General features: G+C 70.6%; 18 protein-coding genes. 5 read left to right on the top strand and 13 right to left on the bottom strand.

Annotated elements, in window-relative coordinates:
- Positions 1-126 precede the first annotated feature (126 nt).
- From ACFXJL_RS21595 to ACFXJL_RS21615, 5 genes are all read right to left on the bottom strand, one after another.
- Positions 127-1,170 carry a ketoacyl-ACP synthase III family protein gene (locus ACFXJL_RS21595; RefSeq protein WP_358879875.1) on the bottom strand — a complete coding sequence of 348 codons (1,044 nt, stop codon included), beginning with the start codon at positions 1,168-1,170 and terminating at the stop codon, positions 127-129.
- 44 nt (positions 1,171-1,214) lie between these two features.
- Positions 1,215-2,804, bottom strand: a complete 1,590-nt coding sequence (locus ACFXJL_RS21600) for a phosphopantetheine-binding protein (protein ID WP_384694720.1) — start codon at positions 2,802-2,804, stop codon at positions 1,215-1,217.
- The gene (locus ACFXJL_RS21605; protein ID WP_384694723.1) at positions 2,794-4,377 is read right to left on the bottom strand and encodes a class I adenylate-forming enzyme family protein; all 1,584 of its coding nucleotides are present in this window, start codon (positions 4,375-4,377) and stop codon (positions 2,794-2,796) included. Before ACFXJL_RS21605 ends, ACFXJL_RS21600 begins: the two co-directional genes overlap by 11 nt.
- The gene (locus tag ACFXJL_RS21610) at positions 4,374-5,429 is read right to left on the bottom strand and encodes a ketoacyl-ACP synthase III family protein (protein ID WP_358879878.1); all 1,056 of its coding nucleotides are present in this window, start codon (positions 5,427-5,429) and stop codon (positions 4,374-4,376) included. Before ACFXJL_RS21610 ends, ACFXJL_RS21605 begins: the two co-directional genes overlap by 4 nt.
- A 420-nt stretch (positions 5,430-5,849) precedes the next feature.
- On the bottom strand, positions 5,850-7,061 hold the full coding sequence (locus ACFXJL_RS21615) for an MFS transporter (RefSeq protein ID WP_384694726.1): 1,212 nt from the start codon (positions 7,059-7,061) through the stop codon (positions 5,850-5,852).
- A 189-nt stretch (positions 7,062-7,250) separates the two neighbouring features.
- Between ACFXJL_RS21615 and ACFXJL_RS21620 the strand changes: the two genes are divergently transcribed.
- Entirely contained in the window at positions 7,251-8,891 is a 1,641-nt protein-coding gene (locus ACFXJL_RS21620) for an MFS transporter (RefSeq protein ID WP_384694729.1), read from the top strand.
- A 222-nt stretch (positions 8,892-9,113) separates the two neighbouring features.
- Here the strand turns inward: ACFXJL_RS21620 and ACFXJL_RS21625 are convergent, their stop codons facing one another.
- Both ACFXJL_RS21625 and ACFXJL_RS21630 read right to left on the bottom strand, forming a co-directional pair.
- Positions 9,114-9,905: a thioesterase II family protein gene (locus tag ACFXJL_RS21625; protein ID WP_384636852.1), complete on the bottom strand. Its 792-nt coding sequence runs from the start codon at positions 9,903-9,905 to the stop codon at positions 9,114-9,116.
- 406 nt (positions 9,906-10,311) lie between these two features.
- Positions 10,312-11,148: a BTAD domain-containing putative transcriptional regulator gene (locus ACFXJL_RS21630; protein WP_384694732.1), complete on the bottom strand. Its 837-nt coding sequence runs from the start codon at positions 11,146-11,148 to the stop codon at positions 10,312-10,314.
- Between the two features lie 254 nt (positions 11,149-11,402).
- Here ACFXJL_RS21630 and ACFXJL_RS21635 point away from each other — a divergent pair, with 254 nt between their 5' ends.
- The 4 genes from ACFXJL_RS21635 (at position 11,403) to ACFXJL_RS21650 (ending at position 17,209) form a co-directional block, all read left to right on the top strand.
- Entirely contained in the window at positions 11,403-11,819 is a 417-nt protein-coding gene (locus ACFXJL_RS21635) for a hypothetical protein (RefSeq protein ID WP_384636846.1), read from the top strand.
- On the top strand, positions 11,816-14,185 hold the full coding sequence (locus tag ACFXJL_RS21640) for a TOMM precursor leader peptide-binding protein (RefSeq protein ID WP_384694736.1): 2,370 nt from the start codon (positions 11,816-11,818) through the stop codon (positions 14,183-14,185). The genes ACFXJL_RS21635 and ACFXJL_RS21640 overlap by 4 nt, the downstream gene beginning before the upstream one ends.
- 62 nt (positions 14,186-14,247) lie before the next feature.
- On the top strand, positions 14,248-15,927 hold the full coding sequence (locus ACFXJL_RS21645; RefSeq protein WP_384694739.1) for a SagB family peptide dehydrogenase: 1,680 nt from the start codon (positions 14,248-14,250) through the stop codon (positions 15,925-15,927).
- 43 nt (positions 15,928-15,970) lie between these two features.
- On the top strand, positions 15,971-17,209 hold the full coding sequence (locus ACFXJL_RS21650) for a sensor histidine kinase (protein ID WP_384694742.1): 1,239 nt from the start codon (positions 15,971-15,973) through the stop codon (positions 17,207-17,209).
- 100 nt (positions 17,210-17,309) lie between these two features.
- Here ACFXJL_RS21650 and ACFXJL_RS21655 read toward each other — a convergent pair whose 3' ends face one another.
- The 6 genes from ACFXJL_RS21655 to ACFXJL_RS21680 all read right to left on the bottom strand — a co-directional run bounded on the left by ACFXJL_RS21655 (position 17,310) and on the right by ACFXJL_RS21680 (position 26,141).
- Entirely contained in the window at positions 17,310-17,918 is a 609-nt protein-coding gene (locus ACFXJL_RS21655; RefSeq protein WP_329015092.1) for a response regulator transcription factor, read from the bottom strand.
- Positions 17,919-18,024: 106 nt separating this feature from the next.
- Entirely contained in the window at positions 18,025-19,104 is a 1,080-nt protein-coding gene (locus ACFXJL_RS21660) for a ScbA/BarX family gamma-butyrolactone biosynthesis protein (protein ID WP_358879887.1), read from the bottom strand.
- Positions 19,105-19,344: 240 nt separating this feature from the next.
- Entirely contained in the window at positions 19,345-21,054 is a 1,710-nt protein-coding gene (locus tag ACFXJL_RS21665; protein ID WP_384694745.1) for an FAD-dependent monooxygenase, read from the bottom strand.
- Positions 21,051-21,821, bottom strand: a complete 771-nt coding sequence (locus ACFXJL_RS21670; RefSeq protein ID WP_384694748.1) for an HAD family hydrolase — start codon at positions 21,819-21,821, stop codon at positions 21,051-21,053. Before ACFXJL_RS21670 ends, ACFXJL_RS21665 begins: the two co-directional genes overlap by 4 nt.
- Positions 21,822-22,366: 545 nt before the next feature.
- Positions 22,367-24,784 carry an MMPL family transporter gene (locus ACFXJL_RS21675; RefSeq protein ID WP_384694752.1) on the bottom strand — a complete coding sequence of 806 codons (2,418 nt, stop codon included), beginning with the start codon at positions 24,782-24,784 and terminating at the stop codon, positions 22,367-22,369.
- A gap of 121 nt (positions 24,785-24,905) precedes the next feature.
- Entirely contained in the window at positions 24,906-26,141 is a 1,236-nt protein-coding gene (locus ACFXJL_RS21680) for an SMP-30/gluconolactonase/LRE family protein (RefSeq protein WP_384694756.1), read from the bottom strand.
- Between the last annotated feature and the right edge of the window lie 336 nt (positions 26,142-26,477).

A 26,477-nucleotide genomic window follows, 5' to 3' on the forward strand; every position in this document is an offset into this window, starting at 1 on the left:
TCAGCTTCGAGGCATTCGGCCAGGGCGGCGGTCCTGGCGCCGGAACAACGGCGGTCAAACTCAGGAGTATCCGCCAGTGCACTGAAGCGCCGCTGGAGCCGCAGGCGGCAGCGGCGATTCCCGCCCTCACGCCAGTGCGCCGGACGGCTCCCACTGGGGTACGTCCACGATCTCCAGCACCGCACAGGTGCAGCTGAAGCCCGAACCGCCACCGACGAACAGCACCCGATCGCCCACGCTCAACTCGCCCCGCTCCAGCAGGTCGTTGAAGCCTGCGATCTGGTCGCCAGCGCCCAGATGCCCCGCCCGGCGCGCGAACTCCCAGGTGGACAGCTCGACCGGGAAGCCGAGCAGTTGGGGGAGCTGCCATTCGAGCCGGGCACGTCCACTGGCCAGGGTCACCACGCGGTCGATGTCCGCGCGGCCGACGCCGGCATCGGCCAGGGCCGTGTCCACGACCCTGTTGACGACCGCCGCGACCTTCTCGGTCGCCTCCCGCACACTGCCCCGGGTCCGGACGTAGTGACCGACGCGGCCCAACAGGTCCAGCGGACCGCCTGACGGCAGCGGCTTGAGCGCCGGGCCGCGCACCACCGCCTCCAGTGAATTGTCCGAACCGCTCGCCGTGGCCAGCAGCCTGGCGAATCCGCCGCGCGCGGACAGGAGCAGAGCCGTGCCCGCGTCCCCGTACACGAAGCCCGGCTCGCTGCTCCACCGCTGGACCAGGGGGGCGCCGAAGCGGTCGGCGGTGGTGACCATCGCTGCACCCTCGCCGGGCCGGGCGCTGACCTGCCGGGCCGCCACCTCCAGGGCGCCGACGCCGCCGTTGCACTCCTGCTCCAGCCCGAAGGCCGTCACCGAGGTGCCCAGCGCGTGCCCCGCCACATAGGAGGCGGCGGGCCACATCTCCACGCCCTGGAACCAGATGCTGCTGTGGATCAGCAACTCCACGTCCGACGCATCCAGCCCCGAGCGCTTCAGCGCGGTCGTCGCGGCGTGCACGGCCATGTCCGGGGGAGCCATGGACTCGTCGGCGACCGAGACGGACAGGATCTCGTCCTGTGCGTGCTGTTCCGCGTCGTACCTGCCCGACTCGACTGCGGACCGGGCGAGTTCGGGCTCGCCCAACCACACTCCGGTCCCCGCGACGAATACGCCTTCCCAACGCATGAGGTCCTACCTTCTTGGTTGTGGGTCTGAGCTGGTCATCCGGGTCAGGCAGCCGGGCCGACGGCCTGCTCCCGCAGGGTGGAAACCACGTGCCAGAGCGAGGCGGGCGTGGCGAAGGTGGCCGCGACCAACTCGCTGTCGGGGATGGAGATGCCGTACGCGGACTCCACCCGGACCAGCACCTCCACCATGGCCATGGAATCCAGACCGGCCGCCTTGAGGCTGCTGTCGGGCAGCAGCGGACCCTTCGCGGCGAGCCGGGGAAGCACGTCGTGCAGGACGGACTCGTACTCCTCGTCCCAGCCGTGGGCCGCGGACGTGGTGGTGTCGGTCGCCGTGGGGGCGGAGGTGTCGGGCATGGCGGGGGAGTCCTTCGACTGGAGGTCGGCGAGTGGGGCGACGGTGTGGCGTTGCAGGGCCAGACGGGTCGCGGAGACGGCCTTGCCGCCGTCCACCAGGACCTCGGCGGGCGCCGGATGACCCAGGAAACCCAGCAGGCTCGCCGACAGCCCGTAGGCGCCGACGTGCGGGAAGACCAGCCGGTCGCCCGGGCGCACCCCCGGCAGTTCCGCGACGCGCGCCAGGATGTCGGCCGGGGTGCACAGCGGGCCGGCCAGGGTCACGGTCGTCGGGCCCTCGTCCGCGCGGTCATCGGACACGGGAGTCAGGGGCTGTGCCGAGAGCGGCAGCAGCCGTCCGAGGCCGGAGAGCCCGCCCAGATGGTTGATCCCCGAGTCGAGCACCGCGTAGTCGCTGCCCTTGCTGTGCTTCACATCCGTGACCGTGGTCACCAGCCGACCGCTGTCCCCGACGAGATAGCGCCCCGACTCGAAGGCGATCACCGGATCACCGTCGCGCCAGCCCGGCAGGTGTTCGTCGAGGACCGCGGTCAGCGAGGTCCGCAGACCGCGGTAGACGGGACGCTCGCCCGGAGTGGCGTAGGGCGCCGCGAACCCGCCTCCGAGGTCGAGTAGTTGGAGCGGGATGCCGAGTTCGTCGCGGAGCCGCGCCGCCGTGCGCACGCTGTTCGCCAGCTCTGCGTGCAGCCCTTCCTCGTCACGGGCGTTGGTGAGCGGGAAGAAGTGCATGCCGACGATCCGGGTGCCTTCGGCGAGCAGCCGGGCCCGCTCCCGGGCCAGCCCGTCCAGGTCGAACCCGAACTGCGAGGGCCCGCCCGTCATCCTCAGTCCGCCCTGCCCGGGGGCGCCCGCTGCGTTGATGCGCAGCACGCAGTCGGCGACCACCCCGTGCGCCGCAGCCGCGGCGCCGATCCGCTCCAGATCACCGAACGACTCGGTGGAGAAGGTGCGCATCCCCGCGGCGATGGCCTCGTCCAGCTCCGCCGGCACCTTGCCGGGACCGGAGTACATCAGCTCGGCGGCCGGATGCCCCGCCTCCAGCGCGGCGGCGAGCTCTCCGCGCGAGGTGACCTCGGCGCGCGCCCCGCCCCGGCGCAGCTCGGCGACGAGACCGGGGTGCGGATTGGCCTTGAGCGAGTAATAGATGCGGCTCGGCTGCGGCAGGGCGGTCCGCAGGTCCTCCAAAGCGGAGCGCAGCCGCGCCAGGTCGTAGACGTACAGCGGGCTGCCGTACTGCTCGACCAGCCCTTCGACGAGGTCACTGTCAGTCGCCATGGATGCCCTCCACGAGCCGCCTGCGCAGCTCCTTGCGGTCGATCTTGCCGTTGGGGGTCAGGGGGAGTGCGGTCAGCACATGGCAGACGTCGGGCACCTTCGCGGCTTCGAGACGGTCCCCGAGCCGCAGCAGTACTTGTTCGTCGGTCAGCCGGTCGTCCTCGCCGACGACGAAGAGGACCATGTCCCGATCGTCCTCGGGGACCAACAGCGCGGCTTCCCGCACACCCTCGATGTCGAGCGTGGCGGCCTCGATCTCGACCGAACTCATCCGCGCGCCGCGCCGCTTGAACAGATCGTCCCTGCGACCCTGGAAGTAGACGTGACCGTCCTCGTCCAGCCAGCCGTAGTCACCCGTGTGCAGGGTGACCCCGCTCTCGTCGGAATGCCGGAAGCGCAGCGCTGTCTGCTCGGGGGCCTGCCAGTAGCCCGCCATCACATGGGGTCCGCGCACCACGAGTTCACCGATCTCGTGGGGCGGCAGCCGTCGGCCGTCCTCGTCGAGTACCAGGACCTCGGTGCCGGGCAGCGCGGGTCCCACGGACCCGGGCCTGGCCAGATCGCCGTCCGGCTCCAGGATGGTGATCCGCTTGCACTCGGTGGTGCCGTACATGGGGGCGACCGCCGCACCGGGGAACGCCTCCCTCAGCGCAGCGATCAGTGGCGCGTTGAGTGCGGCGCCCGTGTTGGTGAACAGCCGTATCCGGGTCGGCTGCCGGTCGCGGGAGGTCAACCGCACCAGCAGTTCGCCCAACGACGGTACGAGGGGGACCACCGTGGCCCCGTGGTCGCGGGCGAACCCGAGCAGCCGGGCGTGGTCGGACGGGCCCGAAAGCAGCAGCTCGGCGCCGGCCAGCGCGCTCAACAGGATCTGGTACAGGCCGTAGTCGAAGGAGAGCGGTACGGCGGTGAGCACGGTGTCGTCCGCGCGGTAGCCCAGCCGGGCCGCGACCGCCCGGGCGGCGAACGCCACCGGGCCGTGCGGGCAGGCCACCGCCTTGGGCGCCGACGTGCTGCCCGATGTGTAGATCAACAGGGAGAGCCGATCCGCCGGCACCTTGACCTGGGTGCGGGATGCGGGGTCGGCCGCACCGGACAGATCCACCTCGCCCAGCACGGCGACCGGCACCTGCGCCGGCCACTCCAGTCCGTCGGCGCCTGATCGTTCCCCCTCCTCCACCACGATCAGCGAGGGACGGGAGTCGGCGAGCACCGCCGCGAGGTGGTACGCCTTCATCCCCGGGTTGATCGGGACCAGGACGGCTCCTCGACGCCAGGTGCCGTACAGCAGTGCCGTGAACTCACGTACGCTTCCGACCCGGGCGAGCACCCGGTCGCCCGGCTCGATGCCGTAACCCTCCAGGACACGGCTGAAGGAGTCCGCCGCGGCGTCGAGTTCGGCATAGGTCCACACTCCATAGCGGTCGCGCACGGCGGGGGAGTCGGGATGGGCGCCGACGGCCGCCGTCAGGAACACCTCGGCGGCGTTCTCGACGAGGGGCGCGGTGTCGGTGCCCACGGCGTTGTCGATCAGCGCCGTCGCGGGGAACACCTCCGGTGCCGGGGCGGTCATGACTGCGGCTCCTGGGCGAGGGCTGCGGGCACGGCCCACGCGGGCTGGCTGGTGATCTCCAGGACGGCACAGCTCGCGGTGCCCGGGCCGGCGGAGAGCATCAGCACCCGGTCACCGGGGTTCAGCTCGCCCCGCTCGGCGAGGTCGTTGAGCGCGGCGAACTGGTCACCGGCGCCCAGGTGTCCGGTGCGGCGGCCGAACTCCCAGGTGGTGCGTTCCGCCGGCACGCCCAGCAGCTGTTCCGCCTGCCACTGCATCTTGCTGCGGCCCCCGGTGGGGATGACGGCCCAGGCGAGGTCTTCGCGGCGGGTGTCGGCATCGGTCAGGGCGTCGTCGACCGCGCCCATGACCATCGCGATCAACCGCTCGGACGCCTCCCGGATGTTGCCCTGGGCCCGCAGATAGTGGGCGAACCTGGCCGCGTGGTCGTAGGGCTCGCCGGTGGGCAGGGGGCTGAGCCCCGCACCCCGGGCGAGCGCCTCCATCCGGTTGTCAGCGCGGGTCGCGGTCGACAGCACCCGGGCGAACCCGCTGCGGTTGGAGAGCACCAGCGCGGTGCCTCCGTCCCCGTAGACGAGCCCGGCCTCCGCGCTCCAGCGGTGGATCAGCGGCTCGGCGAAGCGGTCGGCGGTGGTGAGTACCGCGGCGGCCTCCTCGGGCTCCGTGCTCAGATGGCGGGCCGCGAGTTCCAGTGAACTGATCGCGGCGTTGCACTCCTGCTTGACCTCGAAGGCCGGTACGCCGCGGTGGACGGCGTGGTCGGCGACGTAGGACGCCACCGGCCACATGGTCTGGCCCTGGAACCACACATAGTTGTGCAGCAGGAGCCGCACGGTCTCCGCGTCGATCTGCGACCGCTTGAGTGCGGTGGTGGCGGCCTGCACCGCCATGTCGGGCGGGGCGATGTCCTCGCCGGCGATCCGGACCGTCAGCAGACCGTCCGCCTCGAACTGCTCGGGGTCGTACTCGCCCGCCTCCACGGCGGCGCGGGCGGGGAACGGTTCGGGGAGCCAGGCACCCGTTCCCGCCACATAAACGCTTTCCCAGCGCATGGTTCTCCCATCGTCAGGGGGCTCTCTCGCGACCGGGTCCTCACCGGCGCCACCGCCGTACATGCGGTGCGCGGTCAGGGCCCGGGTCCGCCCTCGCGGGGATCGTCCGCTTTCGCGCTTTGGGCCTGCTAAAGGCGAGGTAGGGCGGACATCGACGGGCTGGGAACCCTCCCGCTCACCGCGGGCCGGCTCCTGCGCGACGGCCCGACGCCGATCGGCCCGCCGCCGACGGCTCCGACCCGTTCGCACCTCCGGCAGGCGTGCCTGAGTACACAACGAAGCCGGGCACACAATGAAGCCGGTCACACAACGAAAACTGTGCACAACGAAACCTGTTGCACACAACGAAGCCCGGGCCCCTCGACGACGGCCGAGGGGCCCGGGCACACCGACCCGCGGGATCGCTCCGACAGCCGCGGCCTACCCGGTGGTGGTCGGAGCCGGTCGGGCCAGGGGCACGTTCGGCTCCGGACGCTCGGGGGCCACCAGTGAACGCGCCATCAACAACACCTCGAGGACGAGCAACAGCGGTACGCACATCGCAGCACGGTAGGAGACCGTCGCCCCGACCGCCCCGACCAACGGCGGGCCGACGAGGAACCCCACGTAGTTGAAGAGGTTGACGCGGGCGATGGCGGTGTCCGACGACCCCGGCAGCAGCTGGGCGCCGACCGTGAACACCTGCGGAATGATCACGGACAGGCCAGCGCCGAGCATGCCGAAGCCGAACACCGCGGCCCAGGGCCCCGGCGCCGCGGCGACCACCGAGAAACCGGCGGCCGACAGCACCGCGCCCGCGCGGATCACACTGACAGCACCCCACCGCCTCACCCACTGGTCGCCGAAACCACGACCCACCAGCGTGGCGACCATGTAGAGGGCGTACGGGAGAGTGGCCACGGCCTCGGAGCTACCCAGCGTGTCCTGAAGGAACTTGGCACTCCAGTTGGTGGCCGTGGAATCGGCGACCACCGCAACGCCCATGATCAGGCAGAGCGGCAGCAGCGGCTTCCACGGCACTGCCGGCCGCTCGGTCTTCGATGCCTGCGCCGCGATTTCACCGCGCAGCTCCACCGCGGACAACCGGGGGCCCGCCGCCACACCGATCGGCAGCAGCACCACGACCGAGACCGTGTAGAGGACGGACAGCGAGACGTCCCAGTGCGCACCGCCCCAGGCCAGCAGGGCGCCGACGATGCCGCCGAGGCTGGCGGCCCCGTGGAAGCGCAGCATGATGCTACGGCCGTAGCCGCGTTCGATACCCACGCCCGTCATGTTCATCGTTGCTTCCAACGCGCCCACCATCAGTCCGAACACGGCCAGGCTCAGGGCGAGGTGCCACACGGCCCGGCCCGACCCCACCCCCACCAGCGTCAGACAGATCACCGGCTGGAGCACCCGCACCACCATCGGTGCGGGCACCCGTTGCACCAGTCGGGAAGCGCTGAGGCTCCCCACTCCGGCGAGGATCGGCACGGCGGCCAAGAACGCGGGAAGGGCTGCGTCGCTGAGCCCGTACCGGTCCTGGATCGCGGGAATCCGGGTGACCAGCAGGGCGAAGACCGCTCCGTGGACGAGGAAGATCAGCAACAGTGCTGACCGGGCTTGCCGCAGTCGCAGCGGGATCTCCATGGCACCCCCTTCGGGCATCGCCGCCTCAGGACGAGCACGGCACCGGGCGAAGGTATGGAGCGCCGCTGAAGCGCCGCTTGAGCGGCCGGCCGGACCCTGTCGTACGGGCCGACTGCACAAGCAGCCCTACAGTGCGGCCCGGAAATCTGGCGGTGCCCAGCGTGTCCCGGAACGACGGAGGACCGACAGATGCACCCGACCGCCAAGGACGGCACGACCCCCGAGGACCCACGCCGTTGGTGGATGCTCGGTGTGCTCTCCCTCGCGCTGTTCGCGATCGTGCTCAACAACGGCCTGCTCAACGTGGCCATCCCGGAGATGATGCGCAGCCTGGACGCGGACATCAGCGAGGTCCAGTTCATCGTGGACAGCTATGCGCTGGCCCTCGCCGGAGCCCTGCTGACCGCCGGTACGCTCTCCGACCGCTACGGCCACAAGCTCGCCACCCTGACCGGAACGGTCGTGTTCGGAGTCGGTTCGCTGGTGGGGATGGTCGCGGACGGACCCGGCCAACTCGTCGCGGCCCGAGCCCTGATGGGCCTGGGCGCCGCCTTCATCATGCCGGGCACCCTCGCCGTGCTGGTCCATGTCTTCCCCCCGGCGGAGCGGGCGCGCGCCATCGGCATCTGGAGCGGCGCCTCGGCGCTCGGGGTGGCCGCTGGCCCGGTGATCGGAGGGTTCCTGGTGGGCCACTTCTGGTGGGGTTCGATCTTCCTGGTGAACCTGGTACCGGTGGCCGTCGTGCTGGTGGCCGGTGCGCTGCTGTTGCCGGAGTCGTCCAACGCCACACCGCGCAGGCCCGATCCCATCGGTGCACTGCTCGGCACCGCGGCCATGGTGGGTCTGGTCTTCGGCACGATCCGGGTCTCCCAACACGGCTGGACGGCACCCGGTCCGTTGGCAGGGTTCGCGGTGGCGCTGGCCGCCGGAGTCGCCTTCGTCGTGTGGGAGCGCGCCCACCCGAGCCCGATGGTCGACTTCGAGCTGCTGCGCAAACGGCCGTTCATCGGGGCGAGCCTGAGCATCCTGCTGTTGATGTTCGGACTGGCCGGCACCCTGTTCGTCCTCACCCAGAGGCTCCAATTCGCCCTGGGCTACGGCGCCTTGCAGGCGGGACTTGCCGTGATGCCCGTCGCCTTCGCCGTGCTCCTGGGAACACTGATGTGTTCGGCGCTGGTACGCCGGGTGGGGCCGGGCGGCAGCGTGGCGATCGGGCTGGGCGCTGGAGCCGTCGGCATTCTGATCGTGGGCACGGTCGGGAGCGGCTATCCACCGGTCCTGGCGGGACTGCTGCTGGCGGGCGTCGGCTTCGGGCTGGCGATGGGGCCGACCACGGACGTGGTGATGTCCCTGGTACCGCCCGAGCGTTCCGGTGCCACCGGCTCCTTGGACATGACCATGCAGGAGCTGGGAAATGCCCTGGGCGTTGCGGTCGTGGGCAGCGTCCTCGCGCGCAGCTACGCCGATGAGGTGACCTCCGCCGGTCTGCCGGACGCGGCCGGAAGGACCCTCGACAGCGCACTCAGGCTCGCCGAGCGGACCGGTGGCAGTACGGGTGCCGACTTGGCGGCCAGCGCTCGGGCCGCCTTCGACGAGGCCGCCGGGGTGGGGCTGGTGGTGGCCGCGGTCGGGGTGGCAGTTGGCGCGTTGGTCGCCGCAGCGCTGATGCCCCGGCGCGGCGCGTCGGTTGACGGAGCTGGTGACCGGACTTCTGAAGGGACTTCTGACGGGACCGGTGACGTGTTCCGAGCGGGGGAGGGGCCGGTGACTGCTGCGGGAACACCCAAGGACGCGGCACCGCGGGTGGTGGAACAGGGTTCACGCCACTAGGACCCCTGCGTCGAACCGGCTCAACACGCCCTGGAGCCGACGACGACCCTGACGCCCATGGAGTGACTGGAGGCAGGTCGGCGTGCTCCGCCGCTCGACGCCAGTGCATCGGCCCCCAGGTCCGGATCCGGACCTGGGGGCCGATGCGTCATCCCGTTCCGTTCGCCCGCCCCGATCGTTCCCCGCCGCCCGGTGAGGAACGACGCGACGCCTGGGCGGATCTCACTCGCTCGGAGCTCCGACCAGGTCCCGCTCGATCAGGCCGGGTGCGTTCTCGTAGCGCTCCAGCAGCAGTTGCAGGCGTCCGAGGAAGTGGTCTTCCTCCTCCCGAATGAAGAAGTGCCCCCCGGGCAGCACCTCCACCGCACTCTCCGCGGTCGTGTAGGCGGACCACTCCCGGATCTCGGGCACCGTGACCAAGCGGTCCTCCACCCCGCCGAAGGCATGGACGGGCACCGGCAGCGGGGAGCGGTCCACCCGGCCCGCATCGGCGCAGAGCGCCAGATCTCCGCGCACCACCGGCAGGAGGGCCGTCAACCACTCCGGTCGGTCCAGGAGCGCCTGAGGCAGCCCGCCGAGCTCCGCCAGCCCCCGTACCAGTTCCCCGTCGTCCAGGACCTGCCCCTGGGCGATCGGTGGCGCGGGCAGGTGCGGAGCGCGATGGCTGCTCAGCACCAGGGCCAGCGGCAGTCGGGCACCACGGGCCCGTCGGTACTGGGTGAGGGCGAACGCGATCAGTGCACCCATGCTGTGCCCGTACATCAGATGCGGTCGTTCGAGTTCTGGTCCGATCTCCCGGTCCAAGTCGGCTATCAGCGCCGGTAGATCGGTGAAGCGCGGTTCCGCCATCCGGCCCTCCCGGCCGGGAAGCTGCACCGGTTGCACGTCCACGGTGGCGCCGAGCCGGCGCTGCCAGCTGGCGTAGGCGGAGGCACCCCCACCCGCGTAGGGGAAGCAGAACAAGCGCAGTCGGCCCCCGTCGGCCGTCCCGCCGCGCCTCAGATATCGCGTCATAGTGCCCGGTTCTCCTCTCGCTGCCCTGATGTCCACCGGCGCCCACGGCCGCGGAGCGTGGCTGGGCGACACGGTCCGGTGGGGCGTTGACCGCTCGCTGCGGAGGCCGGAACGGATCCCAAACGGAGTACGGCGACAGCCGTGCCTGCCACCCGTCCACCGAACGCCGCCGCAACAGAATCGGCCAAACACCCTCCAGAGTCGGCAGCACCGCTTAAGGGGCGGCAAACGATCGGCACCACAACCGCCCGGCGAGACCGGTCGGCCCCGGCTCGAACGGCGGTCGTACGGGCCGCGGAACAGAGCCGGACCGCAGCCCCGGCGAGGTCACGGGGTTGCGGCCCGGGGTCATGTGGGCTGGGACGGTGTAGTCGACGGGTCGGCCGGGCGGCGGCCGACCCATCGACTACACCGGGGCGGGGACGAGCCGCCCGAAGCCGCGTATGGCGCCGGCGTGCATCGCCTGCTCCGGGGCCTCCAACCCCGGATCGGCGGCCAGGATCGCCTGGTGCAGCCGCTGCAACCGCGGCGAGGGCTCCAACGCCAACTCCTGGATCAGTGAGCGACGCAACCGCTGGTAGGCGCTGAGCGCATGGGAGGGCCGACCGCAGCGGTACAGCGCCAACATCAGCTGGGCGTGCACGGTTTCATGCAGGGGGTGTTGGGCGGCCAGTGCGGTCAACTCGCCCAACAGCGCCGCGTGTCGCCCGAGCCGCAGATCGGCTTCGATGCGTCCGTCGAGCGCGCTGAGCCGGGTCTCCTCCAACCGCAGGGTCTCGACCTCCAGCGCCCGACCGATCTGCACATCGGCGAGTGCGGGACCGCGCCACAGCGAGAGCGCCCGGTGCAGCAGTTGGGACGCCTCCAGATCGGCGCCTTCGCGCAGTGCCGTCTGCCCCGCCACGCACAGCCGCTGGAACTCGGTCGCATCGACGGCCGCGGCGGCATCCAGGGCGTATCCGCCGTAGCGGGTGCACAGGACGTCCTTGGGACCGCGCACCCCACCGGGGTCAAGGGCGTCCCCGAGCATCCTGCGCAACTGTCGGATGTACGTCTGCAAGGTGGCCGGCGCGGTGCGCGGCGGTGCGTCCCCCCACAACTCGTCGAGCAGGGTGGACACGGTCACCACCTGGCCGGGATGCAGCGCCAACAGTGCAAGCACCTGGCGCGGCTTGGCCGCGCTGGGCACCACCGACATATGGGCGAGCTGAGCGACGAGCGGCCCCAGGACCCGGATCTCCATCTGGTACTCCCTTCCAACCACAACCGCCCGGTTTCTTCCTCCGGGGTGACCAACGATGGCAGCAGGAGGGCTGTTGACCCAGTGATCGGTTCACCGGCCCGATATGAATCCGCGACGGTGGCAGCCATGAAGAACTCATATGTGAGGCATGAACGGAACACTGTCTTTCGGCCACATGTGACGCACAAGATTTATCCCAGCCGCTCAGACACGGCGCTCCGACGGACATATTCAGGATGAAAGCGGAGGACCACGTGAACGGAATCACCCTTTTCGCTCCCGACGGTACGACCCGTACGGCCCGTACGAACACCGCACCCACCCCGGGTGCGCTGGGACGGGAGAGATCGATCCCCTCCCAGAAACTCGTCGAGGTGGTCGCCCACATCTGGCTTGAGCCCGACCTCGCGGACCGTTACCGCTGCGATGCCCGCTCGGTACTCGGCGAGTTCGGAGTCTCCGCGGACCTGGCCGACCAGGCCCCGGCGCTGATCGAGGACACCGCGGGCGAGCTGACCATCGAGGAGCTCAGCCGGCCCGCGGTGGCACAGGCGCAGCTCTGCTTCTGCCTGGAGACGGAGTCGCTCTCCGACTCCTCCCGCCTGACGGACGGCTTCTCCACCGCCTTCTCCGCGGCCCTCGCCGCCGCGAACGGGACGACCCTGCGGTGACTGCCGTCCACGGCGAGCGCTCCCCGCGCTCCCAGGAGTCCACGCGAGGGCGGCGCGTGGGATTCCGCAGTCACCTCAGGGCGGAGGTCATCGCGGGGGACGCGGCGTATCTGCTCTCCGACCGCGGTGTGACCGCCCTCCAGGGCGGTCAGATCGAGGCGCTCGTCCCCCTGTTGGACGGTACGAGGGATCTGCCGTCCGTCCTGCGCGAAGCAGCCAGGACCATCCCCGCGGAACAAGCAGGGCGGTTGATCGGACGGCTCGCCCGGGCGGGGTTGGTCGGGTACTCGGGCACCGCCCCGGACGCCCAGACCGATCCCGTGCGCACTCGTGCCCGCGCCTATTGGGAGTTGGCGGGGCTCGACGGGAGCGACGCCCTCGACCGGTTGGCCGCGGGGTCCGTGGAAGTGCTCGCGGTGGGAAACGTCGACACGGACGGAGTGAGGGAAGCGTGCGGGGCCGCCGGTCTGACGCTGGCGGGCGGTGAGGGCTCCGACGGAGGTCCCACCCTCGACGTCCCGCAACTCTCCCTCGTCGTCTGCGACGACTACCTCAACCCCGAACTGCGCGAGGTCGATGCGCGACACCAGGTCACCGGACGACCGTGGCTGCTGACCCGGCCGGGTGCTTCGACCACCTGGCTCGGGCCCGTGTTCCAGCCCGGAATCGGCGCCTGCTGGTCATGTCTGGCCCATCGGCTCGAAGGACACCGGCTCTGTGAGGCCCCCGTGCGACGGGCACTGGGGCTGACCGGACCGGTGCCCCGACCTGCCGCACGGGTCGCGGCCACCGGCGCAGCCGCCGCACACCTGACCGTGCTGGAGGCGGCGAAGTGGCTCGCGGGCTATCGCCATGCCGGCCAGTCGTCGGTGCTGACGCTGGAGACCCTGTCGCTCACCACCGCCCACCACGACCTGCGCCGTCGCCCACAGTGCCCGGACTGCGGAGATCCGACGCTCATCGCCGACCAGGCACGACGACCGGTGACGCTCGTCTCACGCCCCAAGTCGCCCCACAGCGCAGGTCACCGTGCCCGCTCCGTACAGGAGGTCCACGACCAGTACCGCCATCTGGTGAGCCCGGTGACCGGGGTCGTCGACGCCATCCGTCGCGACCCCCGGGCGCCGGCAGCCCTGCACTGCTACCTCGCCGGCCGCAACCCCGCCGCGGGAGGTGCGGACCTCGCCCAACTCCGCGCCGGCCTACGCCAGGTCAGCGGCGGCAAGGGCAGCACCGCACAGGAAGCGGAAGTCAGCGCGCTCTGTGAGGCCCTGGAGCGGTACAGCGCCACGCTCCAGGGCGATGAGCTGCGGATAAGGGACAGCCGCCGTGCCCTGGGGGACGCGGCCCTGTCTCCGGACGCAAGCCAGCTCTACGCACCGCGCCAGTTCCGTGACCGCGACCGGTGGAACGCCCTGCACTCGGCCTTCCAGTACGTTCCCGAACCCTTCGACGACCGCGCACCGGTCGACTGGACCCCCCTGTGGTCCCTCACCGAACAACGCCAGCGGCTCCTCCCCACCGGAATGCTCTACTTCTCCGGTCCCGCGGGCGGTACGGCACCACCCCCGGCCGGTCACCGCGCGCTGCGTGCGGACTCCAACGGCCAGGCCGCGGGCAGCAGTTTGGAGGACGCGATACTCCATGGGTTCCTCGAACTCGTCGAGCGGGACGCGGTGGCGCTGTGGTGGTACAACCGCATCCGTCAGCCGGGCGTCAGGCTCGACGGCACCGAGGGGTTCGGTGACGCCTGGAGCGAGGAACTGCGCGGTACCTACCGTGAGTTGCACCGCGAGGTGTGGGTCCTCGATCTCACCTCCGACCTCGGGATTCCGGTGTTCGCCGCCCTGAGCCGAAGGACCGACAAACCGGCCGAGGACATCATGTTCGGCTTCGGCGCCCACTTCGATCCCGCGGTCGCCCTGCGTCGGGCGCTCACGGAGATGAACCAACTGCTGCCGGCCGTCGTCGACGCCCGGGCCGACGGCTCCGGCTATGGCATCACCGCGCCGGAGCCGCTCGGCTGGTGGTGGGGCGCCACCGTCCGCAACCAACCCCATCTGCTGCCCGACCCCGCACAACCCGCGCGGGGTCCGGCCGACTTCACCCACCAGCGCCGGTCAGATCTGCGCGAGGACGTCGAGGAGGTCGTCACGCTTCTGCGCGGGCATGGCATGGACCTCCTCGTCCTCGACCAGACGAGACCGGACATCGGCATTCCGGTGGTGAAGGTCGTGGTGCCCGGTCTGCGTCACTTCTGGGCGAGGTTCGCCCCGGGGCGACTGTTCGACGTGCCGGTGCATCTCGGCCGGCTCGATGCCCCGACCCCGTACGCCGACCTCAACCCCGTTCCGCTGTTCGTCTGAAGTACGTGTGCGTCTCCCGGCCGTCTCGACGGCTCTCCCCCGCGTCCCGCTCAGGAGTTCCCATGCCAACCGAGAGGTCATTCGACGGCCACCCGACCGTACGCCGAGGACGGCGCACCCTCTCCCTGTGGGCGCTGCGCGAGGACGTACTGGTGGACACCGGCTGCCCCAGCGGTGCCGTGGTGCTCTCGGGAAGATGGGGGGAGGTCCGTATGCGCCATGCCAGCCCCTCGGTGCGTGAGGCGCTGCGTCGGATGCGGCTCGGGCCCATCTCCCTGGCGAACGTGGTGGCCGGCGCGCCGCCCCCGCCTCCCTCGGTGTACGAGGGGGGCGGGGGCGGCGCGTCCGTCGAGGCTTCCCTGACGGAGATCTTGATGGTGCTCCAGCGCCTTCAACACCTGGTGGTGCGTTCCCTAGGGCTCGACAGCCCCGACCATCTGCTGATGTCCGTGGTGCCGATCTCCCAGTCGGCCCGCTACGGACCGACGACGGTCGATGAGAAGCACCCGATCCGACTCTCCCAGTTCGCGTTCTTGCGCAGTGAGGGAAAGGGCTTCGTCCTGGAGTCACCGACCTCCCTGCACCGGGTGGTCCTCCACTGCCCGGAGGCATCCTGGGTCATCGGGATGCTCGGGCGTCCCATCACCAGTGCCGAAGTGGCTGCCGCGGTCCCCCTGCCGCTCGAGGCGACCCGCGAGATCATCGCCCATCTGCTGGGCACCGGGATGGTGGTGCCGGCCGAGCCGTTGACCTCGCCCGACCTCGGGGGCGGCGCCGAACCCGGCACGGGAGCCGTGCAAGGCGACGGAGTCCTGCATCCTCCCGTCCCCGGATTCGCGGAGGACAGCGATCCCGCCCTGGCCTCCTGGTCCGCGATCGACCTGCTGTTCCACACGCGCTCCACGCTCGGCAGGCACGACGCGGACTTCGGAGCCACCTACCCGCTCGCCGACCGGATGGCCCCGGCCCCCGCGGTCAAACCCCTGCCGGATGGACCGCGCATCGCCCTCGCACGGCCCCGACTCGATGAGATGCCGGCGAGCGATCCGCCCCTGAGTTCCGTACTCGAAGGCCGCCGCAGCATCCGGTCCTTCGGCTCCGAGCGACTGACCGCGGACGTGCTGGGGGAGTTCCTGTTCCGGGCGCTGCGGGTGCGGTCCCTCCATGACGGGTCACGCGGCGGCGACGAGGGAGCCTTCACTGACCGGCCCTACCCGAGTGGTGGCCGGGCCTACGAGCTGGAGTTCTACCTGGCGGTCCGGGACTGCGCAGGCATTCCGCCCGGCATCCACTACTACGCCCCGCTGGAGCACTGCTTGGTGCAGGTGGGGGACCCCGACCATGAGTCGGCCAGGGCGGAGTTGTTCGCCGAGGCGAGGATCGCCGCTGGGCTCACCGACCTGCCGGCCGTCGTCATCACCATCACCTCCCGCATCCACCGCCTGGCGTGGAAGTACAGTGGCCTGCCGTACGCCCTCACGCTCAAGCACGTCGGTGCCGTGACCCAGAACCTCTATCTGGTGGGCACGGCGATGGGGCTGGCGTCCTGCGCGCTGGGTAGCGGTGACATCGATCTCGCCGCCCGGGCCACGGGCCTCGACTGGCGCATCGAACCGAGCGTCGGAGGCTTCGTGCTCGGTACGCTCCCTGAGGAACTGGCGCAATCCGCCGTAGTGCGGCACGATTTTCACAGGTCTAATCCACAAGCTGGCTCCGGAGTTCAGACTCTCCCCATTGACTGATCTCCTGTGATGCCTCTCCGCGGGGGAATGCATGAGGGACGCCATGACGCGCTCGGGTAGATCCAGGACCGCCGGTAGACGGGCCCCCGACCCGGGCGTCGGCGCTCCGCCGGCCCTCTCGTCGGCGGTGTCCAAGATGGGGCGTGGCGCCCCGCCGCCACACCTCGCCCTCAGCATCCTGCTGTTGGTCGAGTGCGGATTCGTCCTCGTGGGCTTCCTGAACATCCTCGGGGAGGAACCGGCGACGTTCACCCTGGTGGCGTCCGTGATCGGCTTCGCCCTCATCTTCGTCCTGCAACTCGTCCACTCTTCGTACCAATTACGCCAGTTCCGCGCCCGATGGGGCCGGTGGACTCTCGCCGTGCAGGCCCTCTTGACCTATCTCCCGCTACTGACGCTCGGCTTCGGCTGGGGCGGCATGGCGGGATTCTTCGGTGCCTCGGTTCTGCTGGTCCTGCGCCCCCAGGTGGCCTGGCCGTTGTTCGCCGCGGTGACCGCGGTGGCCGCGGCGACCGGCCCGCTCCTCGGCATGGACCTGGTCGCCACCGTGTACATCGCGGTCTCGACGGTCCTCACCGGACTGATCGTGTACGGGCTCAGCAGGCTGGCCGAGTTGGTGGTCGAAGTGCAGGAGGCCCAGCAGGAGATCGCGCGGCTCGCGGTCACCCAGGAGCGCCTCCGCTTCGCCCGTGACCTCCATGACCTCCTCGGCTACAGCCTCTCGGCCATCACCCTCAAGAGCGAGTTGGCCCGTCGACTGGTGCACGGCGAGACCGATCGTGCCCTCGCGGAGCTGGAGAGCATCCTGGAGATCTCCCGCCAGGCGCTGTCCGACGTACGCACGGTAGCCCGCGGCTACCGGGACATGTCCCTGGCCACCGAGGCGGTATCGGCACAGGCCGTACTGGAAGCGGGCGGCATACGGGCCACCGTGGACCTCAGGGGCAGGCTTCCCGAAGGCGAGGTCGACACCATCATGGCCACCGTGCTGCGGGAGGCCGTCACCAATCTGCTGCGGCACAGCAAGGCGGAGAACTGCCGGATCGCCTGCTGGACCGATGCGGCGGGCGACGCGGTGCTCACGATCGTCAACGACGGTGTGGAGCAGTCCCTTTCGGGCACTCTGCCGGATCCGAACTCCCGTGATGGCAGCGGCTTGCAGAACCTACAGTTCCGGTTGGCGGCGGTCGGTGGCCGGCTCGCCTCGGGCATCGACACGGACGGCTGCTTCTCGCTGCGGGCCGAGGCGCCCCTGCGGCTGCCCCCTCATCTCGCGGACTGAATCGCGCCGACTGCGTGCTCCAAGTCGACTGAACGGTTCGATGGACAGGCCCCGCGCCCCCGGCCCCTGCGGATGTTCCGTCGACGGGGCGGGGGCGGTGTCACATCAACCAGCCGCTCTCCCGCGCCACTCGGATGGCGTCCACCCTGTTGCGGGCGTTGAGCTTGGTGACGATGGTCGTCAGATAGTTGCGGACCGTCCCCACCGAGAGGAAGAGACGGATCGCGATCTCCGCCGCCTCCGCCCCGTCCGCGGCCAGCCGCAGGACCTCCACCTCACGCGGAGTCAGCGGGTTCTCACCGTTGTCGAAGGCGGCGAGGGCGAGTTGGGGGTCGATGACCCGCTTGCCCGCGGCCACCTCGCGCACGGCGTAGGCAAGTCGGGCCGGCGGCGCCTCCTTGAGGAGGAAGCCGCCGACCCGGGCCGCGAGTGCCTTGCGGAGCGTTCCGGGTCTGCCCAGGCTGGTGAGGATGAGCGTTCGGCACCAGGGCGCTTGCTCGGCCAGGAGCGCGGCGGCACTCAGACCGTCGAGCCCCGGCAGATCGACGTCGATGATGGCGATGTCCGGCCGGCACTCCAGCACGGTGCTGACGATGGTGTCACCGCGTTCGACTTCGGCGACCACGTCTAAGTCGTCCTCCAGAGCCAGCAGTGCCACAAGCGCCCCGCGAACCATGTGCATGTCTTCGGCGAGCAGGATGCGTATCAATGCGGTCCCCCGTCGGGTTCGGTCGATTGGCCGACACCTTTTGGGCGGAAATGCTACTGGATAGAGACAATGCACGGGATTTATGCAAACGTCTTTCTTTTTGAACTCAACTCCATTGTGCCACCTCAAGCCGCAGGGCAGTGGTGGTCCTCCCCTCCTGAACCGCTTCGACCGAGACCGGGACTGTGCAAGTGCGTAGACCTTCGTCCCAGCGGAACCCCTCGGCGGTCGCCCGCATTCGGGTGATCTGATCCAGCTCCGCATAGTCGGAGAAGTTCGTCGTGATCGAGGCGATCGTCAGGGTGTACGGGTCCAGTCCGTGCAGCCGTGCGACTGAGGCTATGGCCAACTGCCGTGCCGCTTCCATCTGGAGGTGGCCCGGCACATGGTCCAGCGGGTGGTCGAACACGTGCGGGTGCGTGGTGTCCACCACCAACTGCGCCGAGAACAGCCCGTGCTCCGCCTCGGCGACCGGATCGGTGATGAACACATTGCGGGCGTCGCGCCGCCCCACGGTGGCGGGCTCGGCGGCCGTGAAGCGGGGCAGCAGGAACCCCGGGTGATCGGGGACCTGTCGCTTTCCGCGCAGCACCCGGTAGGCGGAGGTGGAAAGGATCAGCAGTCCGCCCTCCCCTTCGAGAGCGAGCTCCCCGTCGACATGGATGGCTCCGGTGAAGGTGAAGCCCTGCACCCGGCCGGCTCTGTTGCGCTTCGGCTTGGCGTCCATCGTGACGACGAGGTCCGCGGGCCGCAGTCCGATCCGCAGCGGCGCGAAGCCCGTGGTGCGCAGATTCAGGTCGCGGAAGATGAAGGCCGAGGCGAGGGCCACGTTCAGATGACGATGGGCGACCAGCACACCGGCCTGGCGCACCACCTCGACCAGGAGGGTGAAGTCGTACAGCGGCGAGGTCTCGCCGATGAGGTGGCCACGGGGCAGTTGGGCGGCGACCTTGAAGCTGTCCTCACCCGTCTGGATGGAGTCGGTGACGAAGACCTCGGCGATCGAGGAGCGGTGGACGAGGGCCCGCGGCACCGTGGCGTCATAGCTCAGCGTCGGCAGCGCCGCGGTCTCCTCGCTGATGAGGGACCCGGTCTGCTGGGGGTCTGCCTCGGCGACGGTGGCCGATGCGGGGAGGGGGAGGGTGGCGGCGGGCGTCGAGAGGGAGGCTGAGGTGGAGATGGACATGGCGAAGTGATCCCTTCACACGAATGGTCATGGGGAGCGGTGGCCACCCGTGGGAGCCCGTCGAGTCGAGCGGGGCTCCCACGGCGTGGCAGGAAGCGCAGGAAGTGCAGGAAGGCTGCGGGGCGCCGGTTTCCGCCGTGCGGTGCCGGACGCAGTGGGTCGGTCAGCGGTGGCGATGCGGCGCGGGGAAGTGGGCGAACGAGCCCAACAGGCCCTCGGCGCCCGTGGTGTCCGCAGTGGTCAACTACCGTGCCGGGCCGAGAGGGTCCGTCCCACCGGGGGCGCATCGACGGGCGACTTCGGCTGCTGCCCGGGCGCGGGCAGCGACGGATCCTCAACGGCGCGCAGGGAGGGCCAGCAGGGCAAGCGGGCGAGCAACGCATCGAAGCCGGCCGTGCCCGAGCGGGCGCCGAGCACCCCGTCCGGCCTGATGTAGGCGAACCACGGAGTGTCGCCGCCGCCGAGCGCATGGCTCCGGTCGTGGAGGACCTCGCAGCCGGGAACCGCGGCCACCCGGTCGTGGCCGGCACCGGGACGCACCCAGAGTACCTGTACGACGTCGTCGACCTCCCAGGCGCGAAACGCCAGGGCGGCCTGCTCAGCCCACTCGCCGGCGCCCGCACCGTGCACCACCAGTGTGTGCCGCCCGGTGGACAGGTACGCCCGGAGCGACGTCACCGCACCCCCGGGCACCGGTGCGAGCGGTACGTCGAAGGTGCGCCTGCCCAGCCGCAGAGCGCGCGGCACGGCAGCGGCACCGGGCAGGTCGACGACCGCCGCACTGCGTGAGTGGTCCAGATCCAACTGGGCCAGCAGGGGCACGACCTTGGACTCCAGCACTCCCGCGCCGGACAGCGCCCGCATCGCCAGATCCCGGGCCTTGCGGGCCATCGGGGAGCGCAGCAGCCACATCCTGGTCTGTTGATCCCCGCTGCGGACCGCCCGCACCGACGCCGGCCGGCGTTCCGCCTCGAAGCTGTCGAGCAGCCGTGCATCGCCGCCGCGGATCACCGAGGCCAGCTTCCACCCGATGTCATAGCCGTCCTGCACACCGGTGTTGAGCCCCTGTCCGCCCGCGGTGGTGTGGGCGTGCACCGCATCTCCCGCGAGCAGCACCGGACCCTCCCGAAAGCGAGGGGCAACCTTTGCATGGACCCGGAAGCGGCTGGACCAGCGGACGTCCCGCAGCCTCAGTCCACCGGGGCCGCGCTCGTCGAGCAGCCGTTGGAGCAGTTCTAGCGGGGGCGGTTCGGATTCGTCGGTGGGTTCGGTGTCGAAGAAGACCCGGTGGCCTTCGGGCTGCGGCACGATCACCAACACACCCTCCGGAGCGATGTGGTGCTGGACCTCGGCCTCCGCCGGAGCCCCCTCAAGCGTGCCGTCCCCGATCAGGAACGTCCGCTCGAAGGTGTGGCCCTCGAAGGGGATGCCCACGGCCGTGCGGACCAGGCTGCGCGCCCCGTCGGCGGCGATGAGCCACGGAACCGTCAGTGTCTCCTCGCGCCCGCCGGACCGCAGGGCCACGGTCACGGACTGGTCGGCCCCGGAGCGGTCCACCCGTACGGTCGTGGCCTCGGTCTCCCACTCCACCCGACCGCCGAGTTCCACGAGCCGTCGGTGCAGGGCCCGCTCGGTCACGGGTTGTGGCACACACAACGGGCCGGGGAACGCCGTGTTGGCCAGCCCTCCGAATCGCACCCCGGCGATGCGTCGACCGGCGGTCCAGTAGGACGCCCCGGCCAGCGGCAGGGCGACCCGGGCCAGCTCGTCGGCCACACCGATGCGGTCGAGGCACTCCAGCGCCCCGCTCCACAACACCAGTCCCTTGGGAGCCGTACCGGGCCCCTGGCGGCGGTCCACCACACGAGCGGGCACACCGAGACTCCACAGCGCGCAAGCCGAGGTGAGACCGGTCGGTCCGGCCCCGATGACCAGCACGGGCGCACTCATCGTGAACCACCCAGGGCCCGTGCGCCGAAGGGGCCGGCGCCCACGAGGGCGTCATCGGTCGCCGCGGCGGTCGTAGCGCCATCCGTGGAGACCGCCACCGCCACCGCCCCCGCCGATGGCTGTTCGGGGCCCTGGTGCCCGAGCACGGCGTCGATCTCCTCGATCGCGCGCCGGGTGTCGGTGAAGTGCACCGCGCGCATGCCCAGACCCTCCGAAGCCGTGCAGTTCTCCTCGGTGTCGTCGACGAACAGGCACCGCTCGGGGCCGACCCCGAGCCGGTCGAACAGCACCTGGTAGATGGCCGGGTCCGGCTTGCGGACTCCTTCGCGGTGCGAGTCCACGACGACGTCGAACAACGCGTCCACGGGCAGTTGGGCCCGCCACAGCGGCTCCCACTCGCGCACATTGTTGGTGAGCAGAGCCAGTCGTACGCCACCGCGCCGCAGCGAGTGCAGATACTCCAGGAACGGTGTGTTGGGACGGCGTCCGCGGAACCAGAGCTCGCCGAAGCTGTGCCCGTCGCCCAACACCCGGCCCGCGCCCTCGGGCAGTTCGGCCAGGATCCGCTCGGTCATCTGCCGCTCGCTGATCCTGCCGGTCTCCAGCGCGGCCATGGGTGTCTGGCCGTACCGTTGCGTTGCTGCCACCAGGGCACCCGCGAGCTCATCCGTGCCCAACCGGGCCAGCTCGGCGAAGGCCACGAAGGTCTCCACCAGCGGGTTGGTGAGAACCCCTCCGTAGTCGACGACGACCGTGTCGATGGCCATGGCCACTCCTCCTCGTACCGGTCTGGGCGTACGCACGCTCCGCGCGCCCCCCATCTGTTGCAGAAAAGGTCCAGGAACCGTCCGTCGGTCCTCCAGGGAGGCCGAATGGGAGTGGTGGAGGATCTGTCCTGCGTCCGCCGTAGCGCGGTGCCCCGGACGCTATGCGCGACCCCTTGTGCAGGGCCAAAGCAGCCTGTCCGGCAGTCCCTACACCAGTCCCCACACCAGCCCCCGCGCCAGCCCCCGCCAGTCGGCGAACTGCGCGGACCGAGGTCACATCGCCGTTCCACCCCTGTCCTGCGGGGCAGTTGGGCAGGCACGAGCGATTTGGACCCCGCGGTCGGGGCACCACCGGCCAGTCCAAGCACACAACGCCCCCACGGCACACGCATCCCTCGCTGCGTTGTGACAACGGCGAAGGTGCGTTCGTGTCATGGGGGATGGGCGGCGCCATGCCCGCCACCAACAGCTCGGGGCCGCCCCGCCGACCGGCCTGCACACGGCAGGCTCTCCGGTCGGCGGGACGGCCCCGGGCGGGGGAGGAGTCAGATCTTCGCGGCGGTCCTGTGTTCCTCGTCGGCCTGGGCGACGGCCGTCCGTACGGGCGGATCGACCGCATCCGGATCAGCCGTCTCTCGATCGGCCGTGGCACGCGCCGCGGTGTCCGCAGTGGGTTCACGGCCCCCGTCGGCCCGCGAGCCCGCAGCGTGATGCACCGAGCCCCCTTCGCTGATGCCGAACCGTGCGTGCAACCGGCGTAGCGGCCCCGGTGCCCACCAGGTGGCCTTGCCCGTGAGCGACAGCACCGCGGGGACCAGCAGCGTACGGATGACCATGGCGTCCATGAGGATGGCGAGGGCCACGCCGAGTCCCAACATCTTGGTGTTGGTGATCCGCGAGCTGCCGATGGCCACCATCACCACCGCGAGCACCACCGCGGCAGCGGTGATCACCCCACCCGTGCCCCGGATGCCCTCGACGACCGCGGCCCTGTGGTCGCCGGTGCGCAGCCGCTCCTCGTTGATCCGGGACAGCAGGAAGACCCCGTAGTCCATGGAGAGCCCGAAGGCCAGGCAGAACATCAGCACCGGTAGCGCCGTCTCGATGCTGCCTGTCGGTGTGAAGCCCAACAGGTCGGAGAAGTTGCCGTCCTGGAACACCCAGACGACCGCTCCGAGCATCGCGGTCAGACTGAGCGCATTGAGCAGCACCGCTTGCACGGGCACCAGCACACTGCCGGTCAGCAGGAACACCAGCACCAGCGTGGCGAGGACGATGATGCCGATCGCCCACGGCAACCCACGACCGATGGCCGACTGGCTGTCGATCAGGGCCGCGGTCGTACCGGACACATGGGCCGGGAACGGCGTTCCCACTTCCCTTACGTCCCGCACCAGTTCCTTGCCCTCCTCGGAGACGGCCTCCACCCCGGGCACCACCGTCAGGTACGAGGTGTCGCCCGCGGTACGGGAGGGCTGGGCGCTACCCGAGAGCTCACCGTCCGCGTAGCGGCCCTGCGGGGCGTCCACCCGCAGCACGCCGGGCAGGGTGGACAACTCCTCGGCATAGCTCCCCAGCTTAGCGCCGGCCGCCCGTTCGGTGACGACCTCGATCGCTCCGGTGGGACTGCCCTGGAACCCGTCCTTGATGCTCTCCTGCACCTGCCGCGACTGTGCGGACGAGGGCAGTTGGCGGTAGTCGGCCGTACCGAAGTCGACGTTGAGGAAGGGGGCGCCCAGGAGCAGCAGCACGGCGAACGTACCGGTCGCGACCAGCGGCGCACGCCGCATCACACCCTGTGCCAACCGCGCCCAGGCAGCCCCGGGAACTGACTTCCGCTGGCCGCCCGAGCGCCGCTTGAGCAGCTTGCGGACGTCCCATGCGTCAATGCGCGGGCCGAGCACCACGAGCAGCGCCGGCAGTACCACCAGGGCGGCCACGGCCGCCAACACCACCACGCTGATGCCGGCGTAGGCGAGCGAGCGCAGGAAGTACAGCGGGAACACCATCATGGCGGCGAGTGAGACGGCGACGGTCGCTGCCGAGAACAACACCGTGCGCCCCGCGGTGTTCAAGGTGGTGGTCAGCGCGTCCCGGAGGTCCTTGCCGGTGTCCAACTCCTCGCGATAGCGCCGCACGATCAACAAGGCGTAGTCGATGGCGAGTCCGAGGCCGAGCGCGGTGGTCAGATTGGTGGCGAAGACCGACACATCGGTGAACTCGGTGATGACCCGCAGCACCGCATTGGTACCGAGGATGGCGATCACCCCGATGCCGATGGGCAGCAGCGCCGCGACCGCGCTGCCGAAGACCACCATCAGGATCAGCAGGGTGATCGGCAGGGCGATCAACTCGGCCCTGATCAGATCCTCGGCGATCAGCTTCTGCTGTTCGTGCTGGACGGCGACGCTCCCACCGATCCGTACGGTGAGATCGTCCTGCCGGCCGTCGAAGCGGGGGATGATCCGGTCTTCGAGCGTGCGCTCCGCCGCCAGTTCATCACCGTCGATGCGGGCGACCACCATCGCCTCCCGGCCGTCCTGCGAGCGCAGGGCGGGGGAGCGGGTGCTCCAGTAGGACGCGACACCGGTGACTCCGGGAACGGCCGCCAGCCGGTCGGTGAGCTCCCGACCCTGTTGGGCGATCCCCGCGTCGTCGACGCCCTTGCCCGCGCCGTTGGCTTCGGCGAGCAGGACGACGTTGGGCCGGGCGTCGGGGAACTCGCGCTCCAGCACCTTCGCGGCGTACGACGACTCCGAGGCGGGATCGACGACGCCGCCGCTGCCTCCGCTGCGCAGTCGGTCGGCCACCCCGCTGCCGAGGACCACGGCACCGGCCAACAGGACCAGGGTGAGGAGGAGCAGCAGCCGTGGCCGGTTGCAACTCAAGCGGGCCAGGGCGGTGAAGGGGCCGCCGGGCGAAGTCTGGTGGGGTGGGGCACCGGTACGTGGTCGATGCGGCATGGGCGGGACTCCCGGGTCGGTCGATACCGGTGGTGTTCGTGCCGGGAGGAGTCCTCGCGGAGCAGCCCGCCACCGGTGGGGTGAATGGGTCGGGGCTTGATGGGGCCGTGCTGTGGCGCCGTCAGCGCCGGCGCAGTTGGAACTGGCCGGGAGTGGTGGAGGGCACCCCGGTGAGGATCTCCCGCAGTCCACCGCTGACCACGTAGTCGCCGTACGGCGTCACGGCCACGGTGGTGGGGTCGGCGAGCGGCCAGGTCTGGTCGCGCAGGGTGCGGGCCGTGCGCCAGCCGTCCGTGGACCGCAGGACGACCACGGCGTCCCGGCCACCCGCACCGCCCGGCAGCGAGAGGTCGTTCACCACGACGACCAGGGAGCCGTCCGGGCGCAGTGCGAGCCCGTCGATGGAAGCGGGCGCGCGATCCAGGCGTACTTCGCGGACGACGGGGCGCGCCGAACGCGGACGGTCGATGCGAAAGAGCCGGCCGCCGTCGTACTTGCCCATCAGCAGATACCCGGCGGGGTGGGCGACGATGCCGTTGGGACCCGTGCCATCGGCCGTGAAGCGATCGTCGCGGATCACCTGGAGCACCTCACCCTCCCGGCTCACCCGGGTGATGGTGTCGGCTTCGGTGTCGGTGACGTAGATGTCGCCGTGGCGGTCGGTGGTGACGTCGTTGGTCCGCGGCTCGGACTCCCCGGTCGAGACGGGGACCAGCTGCCGTACGGCCCCGGTGGCCAGGTCGAAGCTGCCGACGCCGTTCACCGGGGGCAGGGAGGTGTCCACCATGCCCAGACGGCGGAAGAAGTAGTCGCTGTAGGCCGCCTGGATGCTGCCGCGGACCGCGTCCACCTGGATGCCGATCACGGAGACCCGGGCGAACGGGGCGACCAGCACGGAGAGCGATCCGTCGGCGCGCACCACCGAGATGGTGCCCTGGGCGGTGGAGCCGACCAGGAACGCCTTGCGTCTGGGGTCCCAGGCTACGCCTTCCGGATAGAGCCCCGGAGCGGTGACCGAAAGGGTCCGCGGCAGCGGGCAGCGGTCCGCGCCGGTGGCGGCGAACGCGGGCAGCGGCGCGGCGGCGATGGCGCCACCGGCCGCGCCGGCTGCCGCGAGGCGCAGAAGGGTGCGGCGGGATGCCTGTAGTGAGGGTTCCACGGTGTGCTCCTTCGAGCGGTACGGAATGTGGGGCGGTGCGCGGGGCCGTACGGGCCGGGGCTGATCGGGGAAGGGGTCGGACAGACCGGCTCCGCCGACGGGGAAAGCGTCGCGAGGCTTGCTGGAGAACTGCTGTACGGGTGCTGTAATCAGCCGCCGTTCGCTGTCCGTACGCGGGTGGCCGGGCCGGCGGCGCATCACCGCCGTTGCACGCGCTTCCGGGCTTCGGTGGTCCCGTCCGGCCAGGGGGCCGTGCACCGGGGATGGATCGGTGCTTTGGCTTGCCTCAAGGCGGCCTGCCTAGCGTCGTGCTCGTCCATGTGCCGAAGCCGCGCAGTCGCCCGGTGAACAGCCAGCAGAATGTTGAAGGAGACGGATCGCGTGACGGTAGACACGGTAGGCGTCGAAGAGGCTGAGCCGGTGTCGGCCTCCGTCCCGGCCAAGGAGGTTCGCCGGTTGGATCGGGTGGTGATCCGGTTTGCTGGTGACTCGGGTGATGGGATGCAGCTTACGGGTGACCGGTTTACGTCGGAG

The sequence above is a fragment of the Streptomyces sp. NPDC059256 genome (assembly GCF_042753785.1).
Lineage (GTDB): Bacteria > Actinomycetota > Actinomycetes > Streptomycetales > Streptomycetaceae > Streptomyces.